Annotated in this window: 18 protein-coding genes and 4 pseudogenes; 8 read left to right on the forward strand and 14 right to left on the reverse strand. The window is 68.1% G+C overall.

The features are described from left to right. Positions 1-86: 86 nt before the first annotated feature. Entirely contained in the window at positions 87-1,361 is a 1,275-nt protein-coding gene (locus tag C7T91_RS38540) for a tyrosine-type recombinase/integrase (protein ID WP_330848863.1), read from the reverse strand. Here C7T91_RS38540 and dusA point away from each other — a divergent pair. Next, positions 1,338-2,222: pseudogene (dusA, locus tag C7T91_RS36005) on the forward strand (tRNA dihydrouridine(20/20a) synthase DusA); the annotation flags it as partial. The gene C7T91_RS38540 and the pseudogene dusA sit on opposite strands and share 24 nt — an antisense overlap. On the opposite strand, the pseudogene C7T91_RS36010 reads toward dusA, so the two are convergent. Beyond that, a pseudogene (locus C7T91_RS36010) lies at positions 2,223-3,881 on the reverse strand (thiamine pyrophosphate-dependent enzyme); the annotation flags it as partial. A gap of 192 nt (positions 3,882-4,073) precedes the next feature. Between C7T91_RS36010 and C7T91_RS31695 the strand changes: the two are divergent. Further along, entirely contained in the window at positions 4,074-4,538 is a 465-nt protein-coding gene (locus C7T91_RS31695) for a tetratricopeptide repeat protein (protein WP_145962921.1), read from the forward strand. Here C7T91_RS31695 and C7T91_RS17150 read toward each other — a convergent pair. The 6 genes from C7T91_RS17150 to C7T91_RS17175 are packed head-to-tail and all read right to left on the reverse strand — an operon-like array spanning position 4,441 to position 9,972. Continuing rightward, the gene (locus C7T91_RS17150; RefSeq protein WP_108260312.1) at positions 4,441-5,721 is read right to left on the reverse strand and encodes an LLM class flavin-dependent oxidoreductase; all 1,281 of its coding nucleotides are present in this window, start codon (positions 5,719-5,721) and stop codon (positions 4,441-4,443) included. The two genes, C7T91_RS31695 and C7T91_RS17150, sit on opposite strands and share 98 nt — an antisense overlap. Beyond that, positions 5,718-6,491 (reverse strand): class II aldolase/adducin family protein, encoded by a 774-nt coding sequence (locus tag C7T91_RS17155; protein ID WP_108260313.1) that lies wholly within the window; start codon positions 6,489-6,491, stop codon positions 5,718-5,720. Before C7T91_RS17155 ends, C7T91_RS17150 begins: the two co-directional genes overlap by 4 nt. A 33-nt stretch (positions 6,492-6,524) precedes the next feature. Beyond that, complete coding sequence (locus C7T91_RS17160; RefSeq protein ID WP_108260314.1) at positions 6,525-7,364, reverse strand: carbohydrate ABC transporter permease; 840 nt, start codon at positions 7,362-7,364, stop codon at positions 6,525-6,527. Further along, positions 7,364-8,293: a carbohydrate ABC transporter permease gene (locus C7T91_RS17165; protein WP_108260315.1), complete on the reverse strand. Its 930-nt coding sequence runs from the start codon at positions 8,291-8,293 to the stop codon at positions 7,364-7,366. The genes C7T91_RS17160 and C7T91_RS17165 overlap by 1 nt, the downstream gene beginning before the upstream one ends. Before the next feature lie 57 nt (positions 8,294-8,350). Beyond that, entirely contained in the window at positions 8,351-9,646 is a 1,296-nt protein-coding gene (locus C7T91_RS17170; protein ID WP_108260316.1) for an extracellular solute-binding protein, read from the reverse strand. A 38-nt stretch (positions 9,647-9,684) separates the two neighbouring features. Continuing rightward, positions 9,685-9,972: a TOBE domain-containing protein gene (locus tag C7T91_RS17175; protein WP_161555953.1), complete on the reverse strand. Its 288-nt coding sequence runs from the start codon at positions 9,970-9,972 to the stop codon at positions 9,685-9,687. On the opposite strand from C7T91_RS17175, the gene C7T91_RS17180 reads away from it, so the two are divergent. Continuing rightward, positions 9,917-10,216 (forward strand): OB-fold nucleic acid binding domain-containing protein, encoded by a 300-nt coding sequence (locus C7T91_RS17180; RefSeq protein ID WP_236638297.1) that lies wholly within the window; start codon positions 9,917-9,919, stop codon positions 10,214-10,216. The genes C7T91_RS17175 and C7T91_RS17180 overlap by 56 nt on opposite strands. 37 nt (positions 10,217-10,253) lie before the next feature. Here C7T91_RS17180 and C7T91_RS17185 read toward each other — a convergent pair whose 3' ends face one another. The 4 genes and pseudogenes from C7T91_RS17185 to rpsF form a co-directional block, all read right to left on the reverse strand. Beyond that, positions 10,254-10,835, reverse strand: a complete 582-nt coding sequence (locus C7T91_RS17185; protein WP_108260319.1) for a YceI family protein — start codon at positions 10,833-10,835, stop codon at positions 10,254-10,256. 321 nt (positions 10,836-11,156) lie between these two features. Beyond that, a pseudogene (gene rplI, locus C7T91_RS17190) lies at positions 11,157-11,654 on the reverse strand (50S ribosomal protein L9); the annotation flags it as partial. 11 nt (positions 11,655-11,665) lie between these two features. Further along, on the reverse strand, positions 11,666-11,893 hold the full coding sequence (rpsR, locus tag C7T91_RS17195; RefSeq protein ID WP_093361330.1) for a 30S ribosomal protein S18: 228 nt from the start codon (positions 11,891-11,893) through the stop codon (positions 11,666-11,668). 40 nt (positions 11,894-11,933) lie between these two features. After that, positions 11,934-12,275, reverse strand: a pseudogene (gene rpsF / locus C7T91_RS17200) (30S ribosomal protein S6); the annotation flags it as partial. Here rpsF and C7T91_RS17205 point away from each other — a divergent pair. The 3 genes from C7T91_RS17205 to C7T91_RS17215 are packed head-to-tail and all read left to right on the forward strand — an operon-like array spanning position 12,259 to position 14,151. After that, complete coding sequence (locus C7T91_RS17205; protein WP_161555954.1) at positions 12,259-12,624, forward strand: TOBE domain-containing protein; 366 nt, start codon at positions 12,259-12,261, stop codon at positions 12,622-12,624. The pseudogene rpsF and the gene C7T91_RS17205 overlap by 17 nt on opposite strands. Then, positions 12,605-13,333: a DUF1868 domain-containing protein gene (locus C7T91_RS17210; RefSeq protein ID WP_108260322.1), complete on the forward strand. Its 729-nt coding sequence runs from the start codon at positions 12,605-12,607 to the stop codon at positions 13,331-13,333. The genes C7T91_RS17205 and C7T91_RS17210 overlap by 20 nt, the downstream gene beginning before the upstream one ends. Next, positions 13,330-14,151 carry an inositol monophosphatase family protein gene (locus C7T91_RS17215; protein ID WP_161555955.1) on the forward strand — a complete coding sequence of 274 codons (822 nt, stop codon included), beginning with the start codon at positions 13,330-13,332 and terminating at the stop codon, positions 14,149-14,151. Before C7T91_RS17210 ends, C7T91_RS17215 begins: the two co-directional genes overlap by 4 nt. A gap of 37 nt (positions 14,152-14,188) precedes the next feature. Here the strand turns inward: C7T91_RS17215 and C7T91_RS17220 are convergent, their stop codons facing one another. Both C7T91_RS17220 and C7T91_RS17225 read right to left on the reverse strand, forming a co-directional pair. Continuing rightward, positions 14,189-14,746: a peptidylprolyl isomerase gene (locus C7T91_RS17220; protein WP_108260324.1), complete on the reverse strand. Its 558-nt coding sequence runs from the start codon at positions 14,744-14,746 to the stop codon at positions 14,189-14,191. After that, positions 14,739-15,245 (reverse strand): peptidylprolyl isomerase, encoded by a 507-nt coding sequence (locus C7T91_RS17225; RefSeq protein ID WP_108260325.1) that lies wholly within the window; start codon positions 15,243-15,245, stop codon positions 14,739-14,741. The genes C7T91_RS17220 and C7T91_RS17225 overlap by 8 nt, the downstream gene beginning before the upstream one ends. A gap of 197 nt (positions 15,246-15,442) precedes the next feature. Here C7T91_RS17225 and C7T91_RS17230 point away from each other — a divergent pair, with 197 nt between their 5' ends. Both C7T91_RS17230 and C7T91_RS17235 read left to right on the forward strand, forming a co-directional pair. Then, on the forward strand, positions 15,443-16,630 hold the full coding sequence (locus C7T91_RS17230) for a phosphoglycerate kinase (RefSeq protein ID WP_108260326.1): 1,188 nt from the start codon (positions 15,443-15,445) through the stop codon (positions 16,628-16,630). A 172-nt stretch (positions 16,631-16,802) separates the two neighbouring features. After that, on the forward strand, positions 16,803-17,732 hold the full coding sequence (locus tag C7T91_RS17235; RefSeq protein WP_108260327.1) for a class I fructose-bisphosphate aldolase: 930 nt from the start codon (positions 16,803-16,805) through the stop codon (positions 17,730-17,732). Positions 17,733-17,768: the final 36 nt, after the last annotated feature.

Raw genomic sequence — 17,768 nt, forward strand, 5'->3', positions numbered from 1 at the left:
AGGTGACAGAGTCGCGGCTGGCATATGGCTCTGGCGTCAACGCGCTGGCGGATGTGCGGGATGATCTGGATTGAGGATCGTGCGTCTCACGCGTCGCGCCCAATTCGGTCTATCCATGGCCATCCGTCGAAACGGTCCCCGGTCTTCCTGATATGGCTGTAGCGCTGCAGGCTGCCCCAGGAGCGGTGCCCGGACACGCTGGCGGCCAGCGGCACCGTGCGGCCCTGCTCGAAAAGGCAGGAGACGCCTTCATGGCGCAGGTCGTGGAACCGCAGGTCTTCAATCCCAAGCAGCTTGCAAGCGCGCGAGAAGGCCGCACTGATCGCGTCGGCGGTATAGGGGAAGATCCGCGCCTCTTCGGCGCCGCGCTGCGCCTCCATCACATGTGCGGCCCGAGGCGGAACTTCGCACCACACGTCGTTGCCGATCTTCTCTCCGGGGTGCTTCATGTCCCTGACCAGAACGCGCTGGTGGTCTGGTTCGTAGTCGGCCCATGCGATCCGGCAGATTTCGTCCTGGCGGCGCGTCGAGAAGATTGCGAACGCGACGACGCGGTGCATGGGCATTGACCGACCGCGCATCCAGGTCTCGTGGAAGTGGGTCATCAACCGATCAAGCTCGGCCAGAGTCGGCCGCCTGTCGCGCTTGTTGCTCTTGGCGGTTAGGCCGAGCCGCAGCGTCACGGCCCGCGCCTTTCGGAATTCCTTGTGGTCAAGCGGCATGCCCCAAGCTGGCTCCGCCACTACGGCCACGGCGGAGAGGTGGGACAGGTAGTTGCCGACCGTGCTGGCGCCTCTTTCCGTAAGCAGCCAGCGCGCCCATGCAACGATGTCGTCGCTCTTGATCTCGTCACACCGCATGGTGGCGATGTCGTGACCTCCGATCGAGCGCAGCACCTGCGCTTTGGTCTTCCCGATCTTCCGCTTGTGGTCCTCGACATATGCCGTGAAGGCGTCCGACAGCGTCGCGGCGTTGCTCTTGGCCACCTTGAGCCCGCCGGGTGCTCTTAGCTCCTTCTCCCGGCGCTTCATCCAGGCCGCGGCGGTCGTGTGGCGGTCGAAGCTCCGGGATTCCTGATGGATGGCGCGGCCGCCTTCCTTGATGACGATTTGCGCACGAAAAGACGGCGTGCCATCGGCGCGCTTTCGCTCTATGATAGTCCTCAAGCTGGTAGTCCTCGCCTGTGATTTGGTAGTCCTCAGGACTATCGGTTGAACATCAATCATGGGAAACCTTGATTCATAACGACAAATCCAGACGAACGGACTATGGACCAAAACGCGAACAACACCTCTAAAGCATTGATTTGCAAAGCCTCTCGTCTGTCCGTGGCGCCGATGATGGACTGGACTGACCGCCATTGCCGGATGCTGCACCGGCAGCTGTCGAAGGAAACGCTGCTCTATACCGAGATGGTCACCGCGCCCGCGCTGGTCCGCGGCGGCGCGCTGCACCTTCTGGACCATGACGCCGTGGAACATCCGCTGGCGCTGCAGCTCGGCGGCTCCGATCCGGAGGAGCTGGCCGAGGCCGCGGCAATCGGCTGGCAGGCGGGCTATGGCGAGATCAACCTGAATGTCGGCTGCCCGTCGGACCGGGTGCAGTCGGGCTGTTTCGGGGCGGTGCTGATGAAGGACCCGGAGCTGGTGGTGCGCTGCGCGGCGGCGATGATCGCGGCGAGCCCGGCGGAGGTCACTGTCAAATGCCGGATCGGCGTCGATGACGACGTGCCCGAAGAGGTGCTGCCGGCCTTCCTCGAAACCGTGGCGGCCTCGGGCGTGCGGCGCTTCGCGGTGCATGCCCGCAAGGCCTGGCTGAAAGGCCTGAGCCCGAAGGAGAACCGGGACATCCCGCCGCTCGACTATCCGCTGGTCGTCGCGATGAAGCACCGCTTCCCCGAGCTGCATGTCTCGGTCAATGGCGGCATCGCCTCGCTGGACGAGGCCGAGGCCTTCCTGGCCCAAGGGCTCGACGGGGTGATGATCGGCCGCGCTGCCTATCACGAACCGGCCGCGATCCTGTCGGAGGCCGACTGCCGCATTTTCGGCGCGGATGCCCCGCAGGCCAGTGCCGAGGAGGCAGCCCGCGCCATGATCCCCTATATCGAGGCGCATGTCGCGGCGGGCGGCCGGGCGCATTCGGTGACGCGCCACATGCTGGGGCTTTTCGCCGGACGTCCCGGCGCGCGGGCCTGGCGGCGGCATCTCTCGACCGCGGCAGCCCAGCGCTGCCGCCCGCATCTGGCTGAGGCTCGCGCCCGGGGTCAGCGCCTCGGGCGAGATCGCAAGGTCCAGCACCGCGCCGCCGGGCGCCTCCATCGCGCGGGCGAAGGCCTCCGGGAAATCCGCCGTCGTCGCGACCCGCTCGGCATGGAAGCCGTAGGCGCGCGCCAGCGCGACGAAATCCGGGTTCTTCTCCATGGTCGTGCCGCTGACCCGGGCGGGATAGCTGCGCTCCTGATGGGCGCGGATCGTGCCGTAGATGCCATTGTTGAGGATCAGCACGATCGGCTGTGCGCCGGCCTGCAGCGCGGTGGCCAGCTCCGGGCAGGTCATCTGGAAGTCTCCGTCCCCGGCGAAGCACACCACCGTCCGCCCCGGATCGGCGATCTTGGCGGCAATCGCGGCGGGCAGGCCGTAGCCCATCGCCCCGGCCTGCGGCGCCAGGTGGCGCATCCCGGGACGGTACTGCAGGAACCGGCCCGGCCAGACCGCGAAATTCCCCGCCCCGTTGGTGATCACCGCATCGGGCGGCAGCACTTCGCGCAGATGCGCGCAGACCTTGCCCATGTCGACCGGCGACGGCAGGTCCGGCAGGCCGAACCCCTCCAGATAGGCAGCGCGCGCCGCAGCGCGCCAGGCCGGATCGGCCGCCTTGACCGGCGCCATGGCCTCCAGCGCGGCAGCGAAGGCATTCGGCCCCGCCTGGATCGCCAGCTCCGGGGCATAGACCTTGCCCAGCTCGGCCGCGTCGCCATGGACATGGATCAGCCGCTGCCGCGGCAACGGCACGTCGAGCAGCGTGTAGCCAGCGGTCGAGTTCTCGCCGAAGCGGGCATTGACCGCGAGGACCGCATCGGCCTCCGAGATCAGCCGCCGGACATGCGGCGCCATGCCGACCCCGGCCTCACCGCAGAACACCGGCGAGCCGTTGTCGAACCGGTCCTGGTAGCGGAAGACCGAAACCACGGGAATGTCGCTGGCCTCGGCGAAGCGCTGGATCGGCGCCGTCCCCGCGCCGCGCCAGTTGCAGCCGCCCTGCAGGATCAGCGGGCGGCGGGCCCCGGACAGGATCCCGTGCAGGCGCTGCATCGCCTCCGGATCGGGATGCGGCTCGGCCACCGCCACCGGCCCGCGCAAGGGCGCCGCATCGGTCAGGCCGGACAGCATGTCCTCGGGCAGCGCGACCACCACCGGACCGGGCCGTCCCGACACGGCGAGGGTCCAGGCCCGCGACAGGATCTCGGGGATGCGGTCGGTGCGGTCGATCTCCACCGCCCATTTCGCCATCGTCCCGAAGACCGCGCGGTAGTCCAGCTCCTGGAAGGCCTCGCGCCCCTTCATGTCCGTGCCGACCTGACCGACGAAGAGGATCATCGGCGCGCTGTCCTGCATCGCCGTATGGACCCCGATCGCGGCATTGGCCGCGCCCGGACCGCGCGTGGCCATGCAGATACCGGGCTCGCCGGTCAGCTTGCCCCAGGCGGCGGCCATGAAGGCAGCGCCGCCCTCGTGGCGGCACAGCACGTAATCCAGCACGCCCCTGGTGTCGTGCAGCGCGTCGAGCACTGCCAGATAGCTTTCCCCCGGCACGCCGAACGCCTTCTTGGCGCCGAGCGCGACGAGACACTCGACCAGAAGCTTGCCGCCATTTCCTGCCATGCACAGTCCTCCCGTTCCCCTGCGCCGACGCTGCCGCAGCCCTTGCCGCGCCGCAAGCCCCGCGATGCCGCTTGACCGGAAACCGGCAGGCCGGCTATCGGCAGGACCGCACCCGGAGCGAGGGTGTGGCGTGTGCTGCCGCGTGCGGCCGGAGACCCGGCCCGACGAGCAGCCCTCTCGGATGATGGACACATGAACGCAATCTGCGCGAGCTCGGGACGGCTGGATGCGGACCGCCGCCTGGAATTCGCCGAAGGTCTGGCACTGTCGGGCGACCTGGCCGCGGCGATCGAGGTGCTGGGAGATGCCATGGCGCTGGTCCCCGACTGGGCCGCAGGCTGGTACCGCCTGGGCGAATGGCACGAGGCGGCCGGGCAGGCCGGCGAAGCGGTCGCCGCCTGGGACCGCGCCATTGCCGCGGACCCCGCGGACAGCCCGGGCAGCAGCGCCTGCCATTGCGCGCTGCTGCCGCCCCAGCCATGGACCAGCACCAGGGGCGCGCCGGTTCCGCCCGCCTCCGCCAGCGAGACCCGTCCCGCGCCGTTCCGGTGCTGCCAGATCACGCAGGCAGGCCCAGCTTGTCCCGCAGCGTGCCCGGCGCATAGCCGGTCTTGTAGAGGCCGCGCGCCTGCAGGATCGGCACCACCAGATCGATGAAATCGGTGAAGCCCTCCATGAACCAGCCGGGCATGATGTTGAACCCGTCCGCCGCGCCGGTCTCGAACCAGTCCTGCAGCGTGTCCGCCACCTGCTCGGCCGAGCCGCAAAGCACCCAGTGGCCGCGCGCCGCCGCCACCAGCGCATAGAGGTCGCGCAGCGTCATGTTCTCGCGCCTGGCCTTCGACAGCATGGCGCGGGCGAAGGCGTGATAGGCGTCGTTCTCGCCCAGATCGGGGATCGGCCCGTCGAGATCGGCGCCGGAAAAATCGGTGTTGAACCGTTCTGACAGCATCCCGAGCGCAGTGGTGTCGTCGACGAAGCCCATCAGCCGGGCGAGCTTTTCGCGCGCCTCCGCCTCGGTGCGGCCCACCACCGGCATGACGCCCGGCAGGACCACGAGGTCCTCCGCCTTGCGGCCGTTCTTCGGCAGGCGCGCCTTCAGCCCGGCATAGAAGTCGGCCGCCTCGCCGCGGTCCTGGGTGACGGTGAAGACCACATCGGCATGTTTCGCCGCCAGCTCCTGCCCCGGCTCGGAGCCGCCGGCCTGCAGGATCAGCGGCCGCCCCTGCGGGCTGCGCGGCATGTTGACCGGGCCCTTCACCTTGAAGAACTTGCCGTCATGGTCGACCGGATGGATCTTCGCCGGATCGAAATAGGCGCCGGTCTCCCGGTCCTTCGGCATCGCCTCCGGTTCCCAGGCATCCCAGAGCTTCTTCGCCACTTCGATGAATTCCGCCGACATCTCGTAGCGGCTGGCATGGTCGGGATGGGTGGTGCCGAAATTCGCCGCCGCCTGCGGGTTCGAAGTCGTCACCGAGTTCCAGGCCGCGCGCCCGCCCGAGATGTGGTCGAGCGACCCGAAGGCGCGCGCCAGGCTCCAGGGATCGCCATAGGTGGTCGAGGCCGTCGCGCCGAGCCCGATATGCGAGGTCGACATCGCAACCGCCGACAGCATGGTCAGCGGTTCCAGCCGCGCGCAATAGGAGGGATGCGCGGACGGATCGGCATTGAGGTTGTCGCCCATGAAAATCAGGTCGAAGAGGCCGCGCTCGGCCTCCTCGCAGATCTCCTGGATCTGCGCGAGATCCGAGAAATCGTCGGCGGCGCCCGCCATCCGCCAGCCCGAGATATGGCTGCCGGTGCCGAGCAGGAACAGCCCGAGGCGGATTTCGCGGCTCATGCCCGGTACCCGGCATCGGCACGGTCGAGATCGCGCATCAGCGCCGGCCATTCCCGCTCGCCCGGGATCAGGATGTCGCCCTGCATTTCCCAGAACTGGCGGGCGGCCTTCTCGCAGACCTCGGGCTCGGGCAGCACCAGCGCGATCCCCGAGGCGCAGGCGGCCTGCATCTGGAGCTGGATCTTCGCGGCGCGCTCGAAATAATAGAGCAGCATGAAGGCCTCGCCCGGCGTGCGGCCGACGGTCAGGATGCCGTGGTTGCGCATCAGCATCACCGGGTTGTCGCCGAAATGCGCGATGATGCGCTGCTGCTCGGCCTCGTCGATCGCGACGCCTTCATATTCGTGGAAGGCCTGGCGGTTGTAGAACCGCATCGCGAACTGGGTCAGCGGCAGCAGCCCCTCGGGCTGGCCCGAGACGGCGGTCGAGGCGTCCGAATGGGTATGCAGCACGCAATGGGCATCCTCGCGCGACTTGTGCACAGCGGCATGGATGACGAAGGCGGCCTTGTTGACGCTATGCGGCGTCTCCTCGATCACCTCGCCGCTTGTGTCGATCTTGACCAGCGACGAGGCGGTGATCTCGCCGAAGAGATGGCCGTAGGGATTGATCAGGAACTGGTCCTTGGTCCCCGGCACGCGCAGCGAGATGTGGTTGTAGATCAGGTCGTCGAGCCCCAGTTTGGCCACCATGCGGTAGCAGGCGGCAAGGCTGACCCGCGCCTCCCATTCCGCGTCGGAATAGCGGCCGGGCTTCGGATAGTCGGTCATTTCAGGTCCCTTTTCAGGTCTTGCGGGCATGTCTCAGCCCTTGATCCCGCTCATCGCCATGCCCTGCGTGAAGTATTTCTGCAGCAGCAGGAACAGGACGATCAGCGGAAGCGTGGCAACGGTGGCGCCAGCGAAGGTCTCGCCCCAGTTCGGCAATTGCGTAGGCGAGCCCTGCTGGGCGATGGCAACCTGGATCACCTGCACCTCGGGACTCTGCGCGATGACGAGCGGCCAGAGGAAGCTGTTCCAGGAGAAGAGGAAGGTGACGAGCCCGAGCGTCAGCAGCGGCACCTTGACGTTCGGCAGGATCACCGAGACGAAGATACGCAGATGACCGGCCCCGTCGATGCGGGCGGCGTCCTCGAGGTCGCGCGGCAGCTCCTCGAAGGCCTGCTTCAACAGGAACAGCCCGAAAGGCGAGGCGATCCAGGGAATCATGATGCCCGTGAGCGTGTTCGACAGGCCGAGCCCCGAGACCACCTGGTAGAGCGGCACAAGGAGCGCCTCGACCGGCAAGAGGAAGGTCAGCAGGATCACCACGAAGACCGCCTGCGAGCCGCGGAACCTGATCCGGGTCAGCGCATAGGCGGCCATGGCGCAGAGGAGCAGCGTCAGCGCCACCTGCCCCGCCGCGACGATCGCGGTGTTCAGCAGCGCCTGCAGGATGTTGGTGCGGGCGAAGAGCGAGCGGTAGTTCTCCCAGACCGGGTCCATCGGCAGGAAAGTCCGCCAGCTGATCGGCGTGACGTCGGAGAAGATGCCGAGCTGCGGCTTGAAGCTGTTCGACACGATCCACAGGAACGGCGCGAAGAAGCACAGCAGGATCAGCGCCAGCACGAGGGCCAGCAGCACGGGCTTGCGGAAACGGGCCATCAGTAGTTCCACCTTGCGCGGAGAAGCCACATCTGCAGCAGCGAGATACCGAGGACGATCACGAGCAGCACCACCGACAGCGCCGAGGCATAGCCCGCATTCTGCATGACGAAGGCGGTCTTGTAGATGTGGTAGACGATCAGGTTGGTGCTGTCCTGCGGGCCGCCATCTGTCATCAGGAAGGCGGGCGCGAAGGCCTGGAGCGAGAAGACGGTCATGATCACCACGACGAAGAGCGTGGTGCGCGACAAGAGCGGAATGGTGATGTTCCACAGAACCTGCCCGGCGGTCGCGCCGTCGATCCGGGCGGCCTCGGCCAGCTCCTTCGGCACGCCCTGCAGCCCGCCGAGGAACAGGATCGCGGCGAAGCCGACCTGCTGCCAGGCGGTCATCACGGCGATCATGACGAGCGCCTGGTCCGGCGAGGTCAGAAAAGGCTGGCGCGGCAGGCCTACCGCCGTGACCGCGCCGTTGACCAGCCCGTTCGACGGGTCGAGCAGGAAATTCCACATGGTCGCGACGACCACCGCCGACGTGACGACGGGCAGCATGATGATGGTGCGCACGATGCCGCGCGCGGGCAGCTTCGAATTCAGGAACAGCGCCAGCACGAAGCCGAGCGGAATGACGATCGCCACCACGCCGAACGCGAAGAGGAAGGTCGCGGCCAGGCTCTCGCGCGCATCGTCGAAGACCAGCATGTCCTCGAAATTCAGCAGGCCCACGAATTTCGCCGCATCCGGGTTGAGCAGCGAATAGTCCATGAAGGCGTTCTTCGCCATCATCGCCAGCGGAATGTACTGGAACAGCAGGAGCAGGAACAGGAAGGGCGCGACGAAGGCGTAAGCCGCGCGGGTGTCCCGTCTCTGCCGCGGAGTGCGGCGCGGGCGTGTCGGGGCGGCAAGGCCCGGGCAGTCGATCGCGGTCATGGAAGCTCCGAGAAAGGGGCCGGGCCGCCCGCGGGCCGCCCGGCAGGGGATGTCAGGTCAGCGGCGCAGGGCGCGGGCGACCTCGCGCTCGGCATCGGCCATCGCCTCTTCGGGGTCGCCGCCGAAGGCGACGGAGCGCAGCGCGTCGGTGACGATGCGGTCATACTGGGCGAAATGCGGGCTCGGCGGGCGCGGCTGGCCCCAAGCCTCGAGCTGGTCCACGAAGACCTTCATCGGGTAGTCCTGATAGACCGGGAAGCGCTCGAAGAGCGATGCCAGGGTCGGCAGGTTGCCGCGCTGGCTGACATTCATGTAGGCATACTCGCCCCAGGCCATGTCGACCGCGAACTGGACGGCGATCTCCGGATGGCGCGAGCGCGAGGCGACCCCGAACGTCGTCGATCCGGTATGCACGACCGGCGTCTTGAAATACGGGATCGGGGTGATGCCCCACTCGATCACCGGATCCTTCAGCAGCGCCGAACCGGCCGCGGGCGTGTCGATGTAGAAACAGGCCTTGCCGTCGAAGAAGGCGTTCGGGATCCCGGCTTTCGGCGCGACGCCCTCCTCATTGAAGAGGCTGCGGTAGAAGTCCAGAGCCTCGATCGCCTCGGGCGTGTCGAGATAGCCCTCGGCGGTCGAGCCATCCGGCGCCATCGCCCAGAAGGTCTTCCAGGCGGAGCTCTCCGGATCGGCGTCCGGGTCGCCCGCGGAGCGCTGGTAGATCAGGTCCTGGTAGACCAGCCCCGGCTGGCCGTTGCCGAAGCGCGTCGGCCCCAGCCCCCAGACCTCAGGCGCGCCCGGCTCGCCCTGTTGGCAGGCCTTGAACGCCTCCAGCGCCTCGGGCCAGGTCCAGGCCTCGTCGAGCGTCTGCGGCGGGGTGATCCCGGCCGCGCCGGTCAGCGCCTTGTTGTAGTACATCGCGACCGTGGTCTGCTCGATGCCGGGGCTGTAGACCTCGCCATCGTAGCTGTGTTCGGCCTTGGTCGCGGGCAGGATCTCGTCGTCCCAGCCCTCGGGCAGGTATCCGGTCAGCGGCAGCAGGATCCCCGCCTTGGCATAGGACTGGGTGTTCGGCCCGTCATAGACCAGGATGTCCGGCGGATTGTCCGACGAGGCCTGCACCGAGATCGTGTCGGCGAGCTGGGCGAACGGCACCTCGTTGATCTCGAAGGAAACGCAGGGGTGGTCCTTCTGCCAGGCCTCCATCGGCGCCGGATAGGGATAGTTGCCGGGGGTGCGCAGGATGCGCAGCGTCACCGGCTCGCCCTCGCAGGCGGCGTCCTGGGCAAGCGCGGGCAGCGCGGCAAGCGCGGTGCCCCCGATCAGAGTGGCGAACAGCACTGGTTTCATCGTCAAATCCTTCCTGTCGGGGTCTTTTTTCTTGGTCGTCAGACGGCGCGGCCCGAATCCGCGTCGAAAAGGCAAAGCCGCGACGGATCCACCGACAGCAGCACGTCCTGCCCGGCGCGCGGCGCGGCGGCAGGCTCCATCAGCGCGGCGCAGTCCTGTCCGGCATGGGAGAAATGCACGAGCGACGTGGCGCCCAGATGCTCGACCATCGTCGCCTGCGCGCGGAAGGCGCAGGCCGCGGCATCGGCGGCGGCGAAGGCCTCGGGGCGGATGCCAGCGCGCGTGACCGTGGCCGGGCTGGTGCTGGTGCGGCAGCGCCCGGGCACCGCCAAAGGCGTGATCTTCGTGACGCTCGAGGACGAGACCGGCGTGGCCAACGTGATCGTCTGGCGCGGCATCTACGACCGCTTCCGCCGCGCGGTGATCGCCGGGCGGCTGCTGCGGGTGACCGGGCGGCTGCAGCGCGAGGCCGGCATCACCCATGTCGTCGCCGAGGAGGTGGAGGATCTCTCCGCGCTGCTCGACGCGCTGGCGGAGCCGGACCCCCCGCATGCGAAAGGGCCGCCCTGAACAGACGGCCCCTCGGGAACTCCCTGGCAGGACTGGCTCAGCCTTCGGCGGACGCGTCCATGGCCTCGATCGAGATGAAGACCTCGACCTCGTCGGAGACGTAGGGCGCGAACATGCCCATGTCGAAATCCGAGCGGATGATGGTGGTGCTGGCGTTGAAGCCGATCCACGGCTTGCCGGCCATCGGGTGCTCGCCCATCTGGGTCATGGTGGTTTCCAGCGTCACCGGCTTGGTGATGCCGTTCAGCGTCAGGTCGCCGGTGATGTTGGCGGTGTTCTCGCCGGTCACTTCGATCGCGGTCGAGGTGAAGGTGGCTTCCGGGTTCGCCTCTGCGCCGAAGAAGTCATCGGTCTTGAAATGCGTGGTGCGCTCGTCATCGCCGGTGAACAGCGACGCGACCGGGAAGGTCACGGAGACAGAGGAGGCTGCCGGATCGGCTTCGTCGAACTGGATCTCGCCGGTGATGTCCGAGAACATGCCGTAGGTGGTCGAGAAGCCCAGATGGTTGTAGTTGTAGACGATCTGGGCGTGGGTGGTGTCGACGGTGTAGGTCTCGGCAGCCATGGCGCCGGTTGCGGCAGCAGCGGACAGGGCAGTGGCAAGCAGGAAGGTCTTCATGGATCAACTCCGGAGGATTGTGTGTTCCCGCAGAATGTCGGGCCTCCCCCGCGCCAAGTCCATTCCGGCTATTTTCACGTTCCTTGTGCAACAGCGAACAGAACTGCGGCGATCTGTGCCTCCATGCCGCATGGCCCCTGCCGACACCCGCCCGACAGGCCTTGCCACGCCGCGGAAAATGTGTATGAAGGCGCATCCTTCGCAGACACAGATGAACGGCGCGGCCTCTCGCGGAGCGGGGCGAAGGGATCATCCGCTTCTATGAAACGCGCCTGAACAGAACTGGAGCACACATGCCTCTCTACGAGCATGTCTTCATTGTTCGGCGGCCAGTTCCTGGATCGATTTGCCGGAGGCTTGCAGCTCGGCTTCTTCCTTGGAACGGGCGACGTTCAGCGCGATGTCGACTTCGACTTCCGGGTGCAGGGTCACGTGCACGGTGTGCAGGCCCAGTTCCTTGATCGGCTTCGACAGCTTGACCTGCTTGCGGTCGAGGGCGAAGCCCTCGGCCGACGCGGCGTCGGCTGCGTCACGCGGGGTGACCGAGCCGTAGAGCGCGCCGGCATCCGAAGCGGAGCGGATGACGATGAACTGCTGGCCGTCGAGACGGGCGGCAAAAGCCTCGGCTTCCTTCTTGGTCTCGAGGTTGTCCGCCTCGAGCTGGGCCTTGCGGGCCTCGAAGGATTTCACGTTGGCGTCCGAGGCGCGCAGCGCCTTGCCGGTCGGCAGCAGGAAGTTGCGTGCGTAGCCGTCCTTGACCGAGACGACTTCGCCCATCTGGCCGAGTTTGGCGACGCGCTGGAGAAGAATCACATCCATGATGTCGCTCCTTACTTCACGGCGTAGGGCAGCAGGGCGAGGAAGCGGGCGCGCTTGATGGCACGGGCCAGCTCACGCTGCTTCTTCGCCGAGACGGCGGTGATGCGGGACGGGACGATCTTGCCGCGCTCGGAGATGTAGCGCTGCAGCAGACGCGTGTCCTTGTAGTCGATCTTCGGCGCGTTCTCGCCGGAGAACGGGCAGACCTTGCGGCGGCGGAAAAACGGTTTGGTGGCCATGTCTGTCTCTCCTTACCGGTCGCGGTCGCGCGGGCGGCGGTCGCCGCGGTCGNCGTTCGTCGCGCTTCTGCATCTGGACCGAGGGGCCCTCGGCATGCTCGTCGACCTTGATGGTCATGACGCGCATGACATCGTCATGCAGGCGCATCAGGCGTTCCATTTCCTGCACGGCCGGCGCGGGCGCGTCGGTCTTCAGGAAGGAGTAGTGGCCCTTGCGGTTCTTGTTGATCTTGTAGGCCATCGTCTTGACGCCCCAGTACTCGGACTCGACGACTTTGCCGCCGTTGTCCGACAGGACGGTGGAGAAGTGTTCCACAAGACCTTCGGCCTGCGCGTTGGACAGGTCCTGACGCGACCTGATCGACGTGACCGGCGACGGCAGCCACCTGCGCCTGTCGGACGGCACCCCCGTCGCCCGCCATCCGCATCGCGGCGCGGCCATCCTCGGCATCCGTCCCGAGCAGATCCGTCCGGCGGCGGACGGGCTGCCCGCCGCCGTCACCTATCGCGAGGATCTGGGCGCCCATGCCGTCCTGACGCTGCGGCTGTCCGACGGCACCGGGCTGCGCATGGCCACCGATCTGGGCAGCCGCGCCGCCCTGCCCGCCGATCTGCGCATCGCGCCCGCCGCGGATGCGCTGCATCTCTTCGACATTTCCACCGGCCGGGCGCTTGCCGCCCGTCCCGCCCCCGCGACCATGAAAGCAGAGCATGACCACCTTCCGTCCTGACCCGATCGAGTATCTCACCGGCCGCACCCGCCCCGGGCTCTCCGTGCCTCCGGGCATTTCCGAACCCGGCGGCGGCGGCAAGTTCACGCCCGGCGGCCAGCTGCTGATCTGGCCCGGCAACACGATGATCTGCCATGTCGACCCGGCAAGCGACGCCCATGCCGCGCTGATGGAGATCCGCGCCGGGCTGATGGCCGGGCCGCATGCCGGCTGCTTCTCCTTCCTGCCGGGCGAGTCGCTGCACATGACGGTGTTCCAGGGCATCTCCGGTCCCTTCGCCAACCGCTTCGACTGGCCCGAGGGCGTGGACCGGGGCGCGACCCGCAACCAAGTGACCGCGGTGCTGAAACAGCGGCTCGAGGGGATCGCGCTGCCCGCAAGCCGCCGCATCCGCGCGCTCGAGGTGTTCGGCGGCCATTCGATGACCGTCGACGGCATCGGCCCGGACGAGGACGGCCTGCGCGACACCCGCGCGAAACTGCGCCAGGCCACCGGCATCGAACCCGAGGGCTACGCGACCTACACTTTCCACATCACGCTGGCCTATCTGCTGCGCTGGCTCGGCGACAGCGAGGCCGAAGAGGTCACCGCGCTGTCGCAGGCGCTTTTCGCCGAACATGGCCACCGCCTGCAGGATATCCGGCTCGGCCGGGTGGAGCTGTGCAATTTCGAGCACATGCACCATTTCGAACCGCTGGTGCTGCTGTGAGCGCGCTCCGCACGGACGAGGCCGCGGCGCTGGTCGCGCTGGTCCGGCAGGCGGGCAAGGAAATCATCCTGCCGCGCTTCCGCAACCTCGCGGGGGCGGAGATCGACGCCAAGGGCGATCCGACCGACCTGGTGACCGTCGCCGACCGCGAAGCCGAGGCTTTCCTGGCGGCGGGCGCAAGGAGCGTGCTGCCGGGCTGCGGCGTGCTGGGCGAGGAAGCCGCCGCCGCCGATCCGGGGCTGATCGAGCGGTCGATGGCCCCGGGCACCTGCGTGGTGATCGACCCGGTGGACGGCACCTTCAACTTCGCCCGCGGGCTCGGCGTCTTCGGCGTGATCTTGGCGGTGCTGCGCGATGGAGAGACGGTGTTCGGCCTGCTCTACGATCCGCTGGCCGATGACTGGGTCGAGGCGCATCGCGGCGGCGGCGCGCATCATGTCACCGCCGACGGGCAGCGGCGCAGGCTCGCCGTGCGGCAGGCGGCCGGATTGGAAGAGGCCGAGGGCACGGTGCCGCTGGAGCTCTGCCATGGGCCCGATCGCACCCGGCTGATGCAGGCCTTCGAGGGGGCGCGCAATGTCCGTTCGCTGCGCTGCTCCTGCCACGAATACCGGATGCTGGCCTCGGGCCAGGCGGATTTCGCGGTCAACAGCACGGCCAACCCCTGGGACCATGCCGCCGGGGTGCTGGCGCTGGAGGAAGCCGGGGGATGCGTGCTGGCTGATGGCGGCGCCTATGCACCGTCGCGGCAGAGCGGCCGGATCATCGCGGCCGGGTCGCGCGCGCTGGCCGGGGACATCGCCGCGCTCGCCTGGTGAGTCGGAAGGAGCCGGGCCCCAGGGCCCGGCGCCGGGATCACTCGGTGACGGTGACCTTGACCATGCGGTCGGGCTCGCCGACCACCGCGCCGTTGCGGCCCGAGCCGCGCTTGATCGCATCGATCACGTCCATGCCCTCGGTCACCTCGCCGACGACCGTGTACTGGCCGTTCAGGTGGCCCGCCGGGGCGAACATGATGAAGAACTGCGAATTCGCGCTGTCCGGATCCGAGGCGCGCGCCATGCCGACGGTGCCGCGGTCGAAGGTGCGGTCGGAGAACTCGGCCTTCAGGTCCGGCAGCTGCGACCCGCCGCGGCCTGCCTGGCGCATGTCGAAGCCGTCCGCGTCGGACTTGCCGAACTCGACATCGCCGGTCTGCGCCATGAAGCCGTCGATCACCCGGTGGAAGACGACGCCGTCATAGGCGCCCTCTTCGGCCAGCGTGGCCAGCTGCTTGACATGCTCGGGCGCGACATCGTCGAACAGCTCGATATGGACGAGGCCGGATGCCTCGCCCGCGACCTGGATGTCGAGCCCGGTGGCCAGCGCCGGACCCGCAGCCAGGATCGCGAAAGCCGCAACCAGGTTACGCATCCGCGGCGACCTTCACCGAGATCATGCGGTCGGGGCTCGCCGGCGGCTCGCCGCGCACGATCTTGTCGACATGCTCCATGCCCGACAGCACGCGCCCGTAGACGGTGTACTGGCCGTTCAGGAAGTGGTTGTCGGCGAAGTTGATGAAGAACTGCGAGTTCGCGGAGTTCGGGTTCATCGAGCGCGCCGCGCCCAGCGTGCCGCGGTCATGCGGCAGCTTGGAGAACTCGGCCGGCAGGTCGGGCATGTCCGAGCCGCCGGTGCCGGCGCGGCGGATGTTGAAGCCGTCTTCCATGTTGCCGTGCTCCACGTCGCCGGTCTGCGCCATGAAGCCGTCGATCACGCGGTGGAAGCAGACATTGTCGTACTTGCCTGCGCGCGCCAGTTCCTTCATCCGCTCGGCATGCTTCGGCGCCACGTCGGGCAGCAGCTCGATGGTCACCGGGCCGTCCTTCAGCTCGATGATGATGGTGTTTTCCGGATCTTTGATCTCGGCCATGACAGGTCCTCTCGTAACGGGTCGGGCGGACACTAGGCGGAGCCGCGGGCGAATGCAAACCCCGCCCGGCAAGGTTCCGCGCGGCGTTCCGCGGCAGGCGGAGGGGCCCCGGCAGGAGGGCGTCAGATGGCGCGGTTGACGCGCCGGGGCCGAACCGTCACGACTCCGGTCGAAATTCCAGATTCAGGAGTATGCACGTGGCCTGGAAATCCCTCGACGACATGGACCTCTCCGGCAAGACGGTCCTGACCCGTGTCGACATCAACGTCCCCGTCTCCGGCGGCAAGGTGACCGACGCCACCCGCATCGAGCGCATCGCCCCCACCGTGGCAGACATCCTCGCCAAGGGCGGCAAGCCTGTTCTGCTGGCGCATTTCGGCCGTCCCAAGGGCCAGGTCGTCCCCGAGATGTCGCTCGAAGTCCTGGTGCCCGCCCTGGCCGAAGTCTTCGGCGTGCCGGTGAAATTCGCCTCCGACTGCATCGGCGGCCCCGCCAAGGAGGCCGTCTCGGCGCTCGGCGCGGGCGAGGTGCTGCTGCTGGAGAACACCCGCTTCCACGCGGGCGAGGAGAAGAACGACGCGGCCTTCTCGGCGGCGCTGGCCGCGCTCGGCGAGGTCTATTGCAACGACGCCTTCTCGGCGGCGCACCGCGCGCATGCCTCGACCGAGGGCCTGGCCAAGCTGCTGCCCTCCTGCGCGGGCCGCTGCATGCAGGCCGAGCTGGAGGCGCTCGAAGGCGCGCTCGGCACGCCGGTCCGCCCGGTGGTGGCGGTGGTCGGCGGCGCCAAGGTCTCGACCAAGCTCGACCTCCTCGGCAACCTGGTCTCCAAGGTCGACTACCTGGTGATCGGCGGCGGCATGGCCAACACCTTCCTCGTCGCCCAGGGCACCGAGATCGGCAAGTCGCTGGCCGAGGCCGACATGGCCGGCACCGCCCGCGAGATCATGGATAAGGCGGCCGCGGCAGGCTGCAAGATCCTGCTTCCCGCCGATGTCGTGGTCGCCCGCGAATTCAAGGCCGGCGCCGCGAACGAGACCGTCCCGGCCACCGAATGCCCCGCCGACGCGATGATCCTCGATGCCGGTCCGCAGGCGGTCGCGGCGATCAAGGAGGCGCTCGACGGCGCCAAGACGCTGATCTGGAACGGCCCGCTCGGCGCCTTCGAGATCGAGCCCTTCGACGCGGCGACCAACGCCACCGCCGATTACGCGGCGGCACTCTCGGCCGAAGGCAAGCTGACCTCGGTCGCGGGCGGCGGCGACACGGTCGCGGCGCTGAACAAGTCCGGCGCCGCGGAGAAGTTCACCTATATCTCCACTGCCGGCGGCGCTTTCCTGGAATGGATGGAAGGCAAGGAACTGCCGGGCGTCGCCGCGCTCGGCTGATCCGCCTGCCCCGACAGCTCGGGAGCCGGGCCGCCCATGGCGCCCGGCTCTTTTCGTGCCGTCCCGGCAAAGGGCGCCAAATCCGCGCCTGTTAGCGCCCTCATGCTTGATCGCGCCCCGACCTGCGCTAGCCCTAGGAGGACCGAAGACGGCTGCGACAAGGATTGACCCGATGAAAGCGACCCGAACCGTCCAGAGCATCCTGAAGAACTACGAGGGCGAGACCCCCGGCGTCAAGGCCAAGCTCTGCCAGATGCTGATGCACGGCAAGCTCGGCGGAACCGGCAAGATGATCATCCTGCCCGTCGACCAGGGCTTCGAGCACGGTCCCGCGCGCAGCTTCGCGCCGAACCCGGCCGGCTACGATCCGCATTACCACTACCAGCTGGCGATCGATGCCGGGCTCTCGGCCTATGCCGCGCCCTTGGGGCCGCTCGAGGCCGGGGCCGACACCTTCGCCGGGCAGATCCCGACGATCCTGAAGGTGAACTCCGCCAATTCGCTGATGTCGGGGACGGCGGGCAAGAACCAGGCGGTGACCGCTTCGGTCGACGATGCGCTGCGCCTCGGCTGCGCGGCGATCGGCTTCACCATCTATCCGGGCTCGGACATGGCGGTCGACATGATGGAGGAGATCGCCGAGATGCGGAAGGAGGCCGCCGCCAAGGGCGTGGCCACGGTGATCTGGTCCTATCCGCGCGGCGAGGGCGTCACCAAGGAAGGCGAGACCGCGGTCGACGTCGCCGCCTATGCCGCCCACATGGCGGCGCTCCTCGGCGCGCATGTGATCAAGATCAAGCTGTCGACGGACCACCTGATGCAGCCCGAGGCGAAGAAGGTCTACGAGGAGAAGGCCATCGACATCTCGACCATGGCGGCGCGGGTGAAGCACTGCGTCGACTCCGCCTTCCAGGGCCGCCGCCTGATCGTCTTCTCGGGCGGCGCCTCGAAGGGCGCGGACGCGGTCTATGACGACGCCCGCGCGATCCGCGACGGCGGCGGCAACGGCTCGATCATCGGACGCAACAGCTTCCAGCGGCCGCGCGCAGACGCGCTCGAAATGCTCGGCAAGCTGGTCGAGATCTACCGGGGCAAGGCCTGACAGGAAAAAGGCGCGGCCCCGGCGAGGGGCGCGCCG

The sequence above is a fragment of the Mangrovicoccus ximenensis genome, assembly GCF_003056725.1.
Classification (GTDB): Bacteria; Pseudomonadota; Alphaproteobacteria; order Rhodobacterales; family Rhodobacteraceae; genus Mangrovicoccus; species Mangrovicoccus ximenensis.

Bases quoted from the DNA above. Each gene is read 5' to 3' on its own strand.
- C7T91_RS38540 (WP_330848863.1), bottom strand. From the start codon at position 1,361: ATGGCGGTCAGTCCAGTCCATCATCGGCGCCACGGACAGACGAGAGGC.
- C7T91_RS31695 (WP_145962921.1), top strand. From the start codon at position 4,074: ATGAACGCAATCTGCGCGAGCTCGGGACGGCTGGATGCGGACCGCCGC.
- C7T91_RS17150 (WP_108260312.1), bottom strand. From the start codon at position 5,721: ATGAGCCGCGAAATCCGCCTCGGGCTGTTCCTGCTCGGCACCGGCAGC.
- C7T91_RS17155 (WP_108260313.1), bottom strand. From the start codon at position 6,491: ATGACCGACTATCCGAAGCCCGGCCGCTATTCCGACGCGGAATGGGAG.
- C7T91_RS17160 (WP_108260314.1), bottom strand. From the start codon at position 7,364: ATGGCCCGTTTCCGCAAGCCCGTGCTGCTGGCCCTCGTGCTGGCGCTG.
- C7T91_RS17165 (WP_108260315.1), bottom strand. From the start codon at position 8,293: ATGACCGCGATCGACTGCCCGGGCCTTGCCGCCCCGACACGCCCGCGC.
- C7T91_RS17170 (WP_108260316.1), bottom strand. From the start codon at position 9,646: ATGAAACCAGTGCTGTTCGCCACTCTGATCGGGGGCACCGCGCTTGCC.
- C7T91_RS17180 (WP_236638297.1), top strand. From the start codon at position 9,917: ATGCCAGCGCGCGTGACCGTGGCCGGGCTGGTGCTGGTGCGGCAGCGC.
- C7T91_RS17185 (WP_108260319.1), bottom strand. From the start codon at position 10,835: ATGAAGACCTTCCTGCTTGCCACTGCCCTGTCCGCTGCTGCCGCAACC.
- rpsR (WP_093361330.1), bottom strand. From the start codon at position 11,893: ATGGCCACCAAACCGTTTTTCCGCCGCCGCAAGGTCTGCCCGTTCTCC.
- C7T91_RS17210 (WP_108260322.1), top strand. From the start codon at position 12,605: ATGACCACCTTCCGTCCTGACCCGATCGAGTATCTCACCGGCCGCACC.
- C7T91_RS17220 (WP_108260324.1), bottom strand. From the start codon at position 14,746: ATGCGTAACCTGGTTGCGGCTTTCGCGATCCTGGCTGCGGGTCCGGCG.
- C7T91_RS17225 (WP_108260325.1), bottom strand. From the start codon at position 15,245: ATGGCCGAGATCAAAGATCCGGAAAACACCATCATCATCGAGCTGAAG.
- C7T91_RS17235 (WP_108260327.1), top strand. From the start codon at position 16,803: ATGAAAGCGACCCGAACCGTCCAGAGCATCCTGAAGAACTACGAGGGC.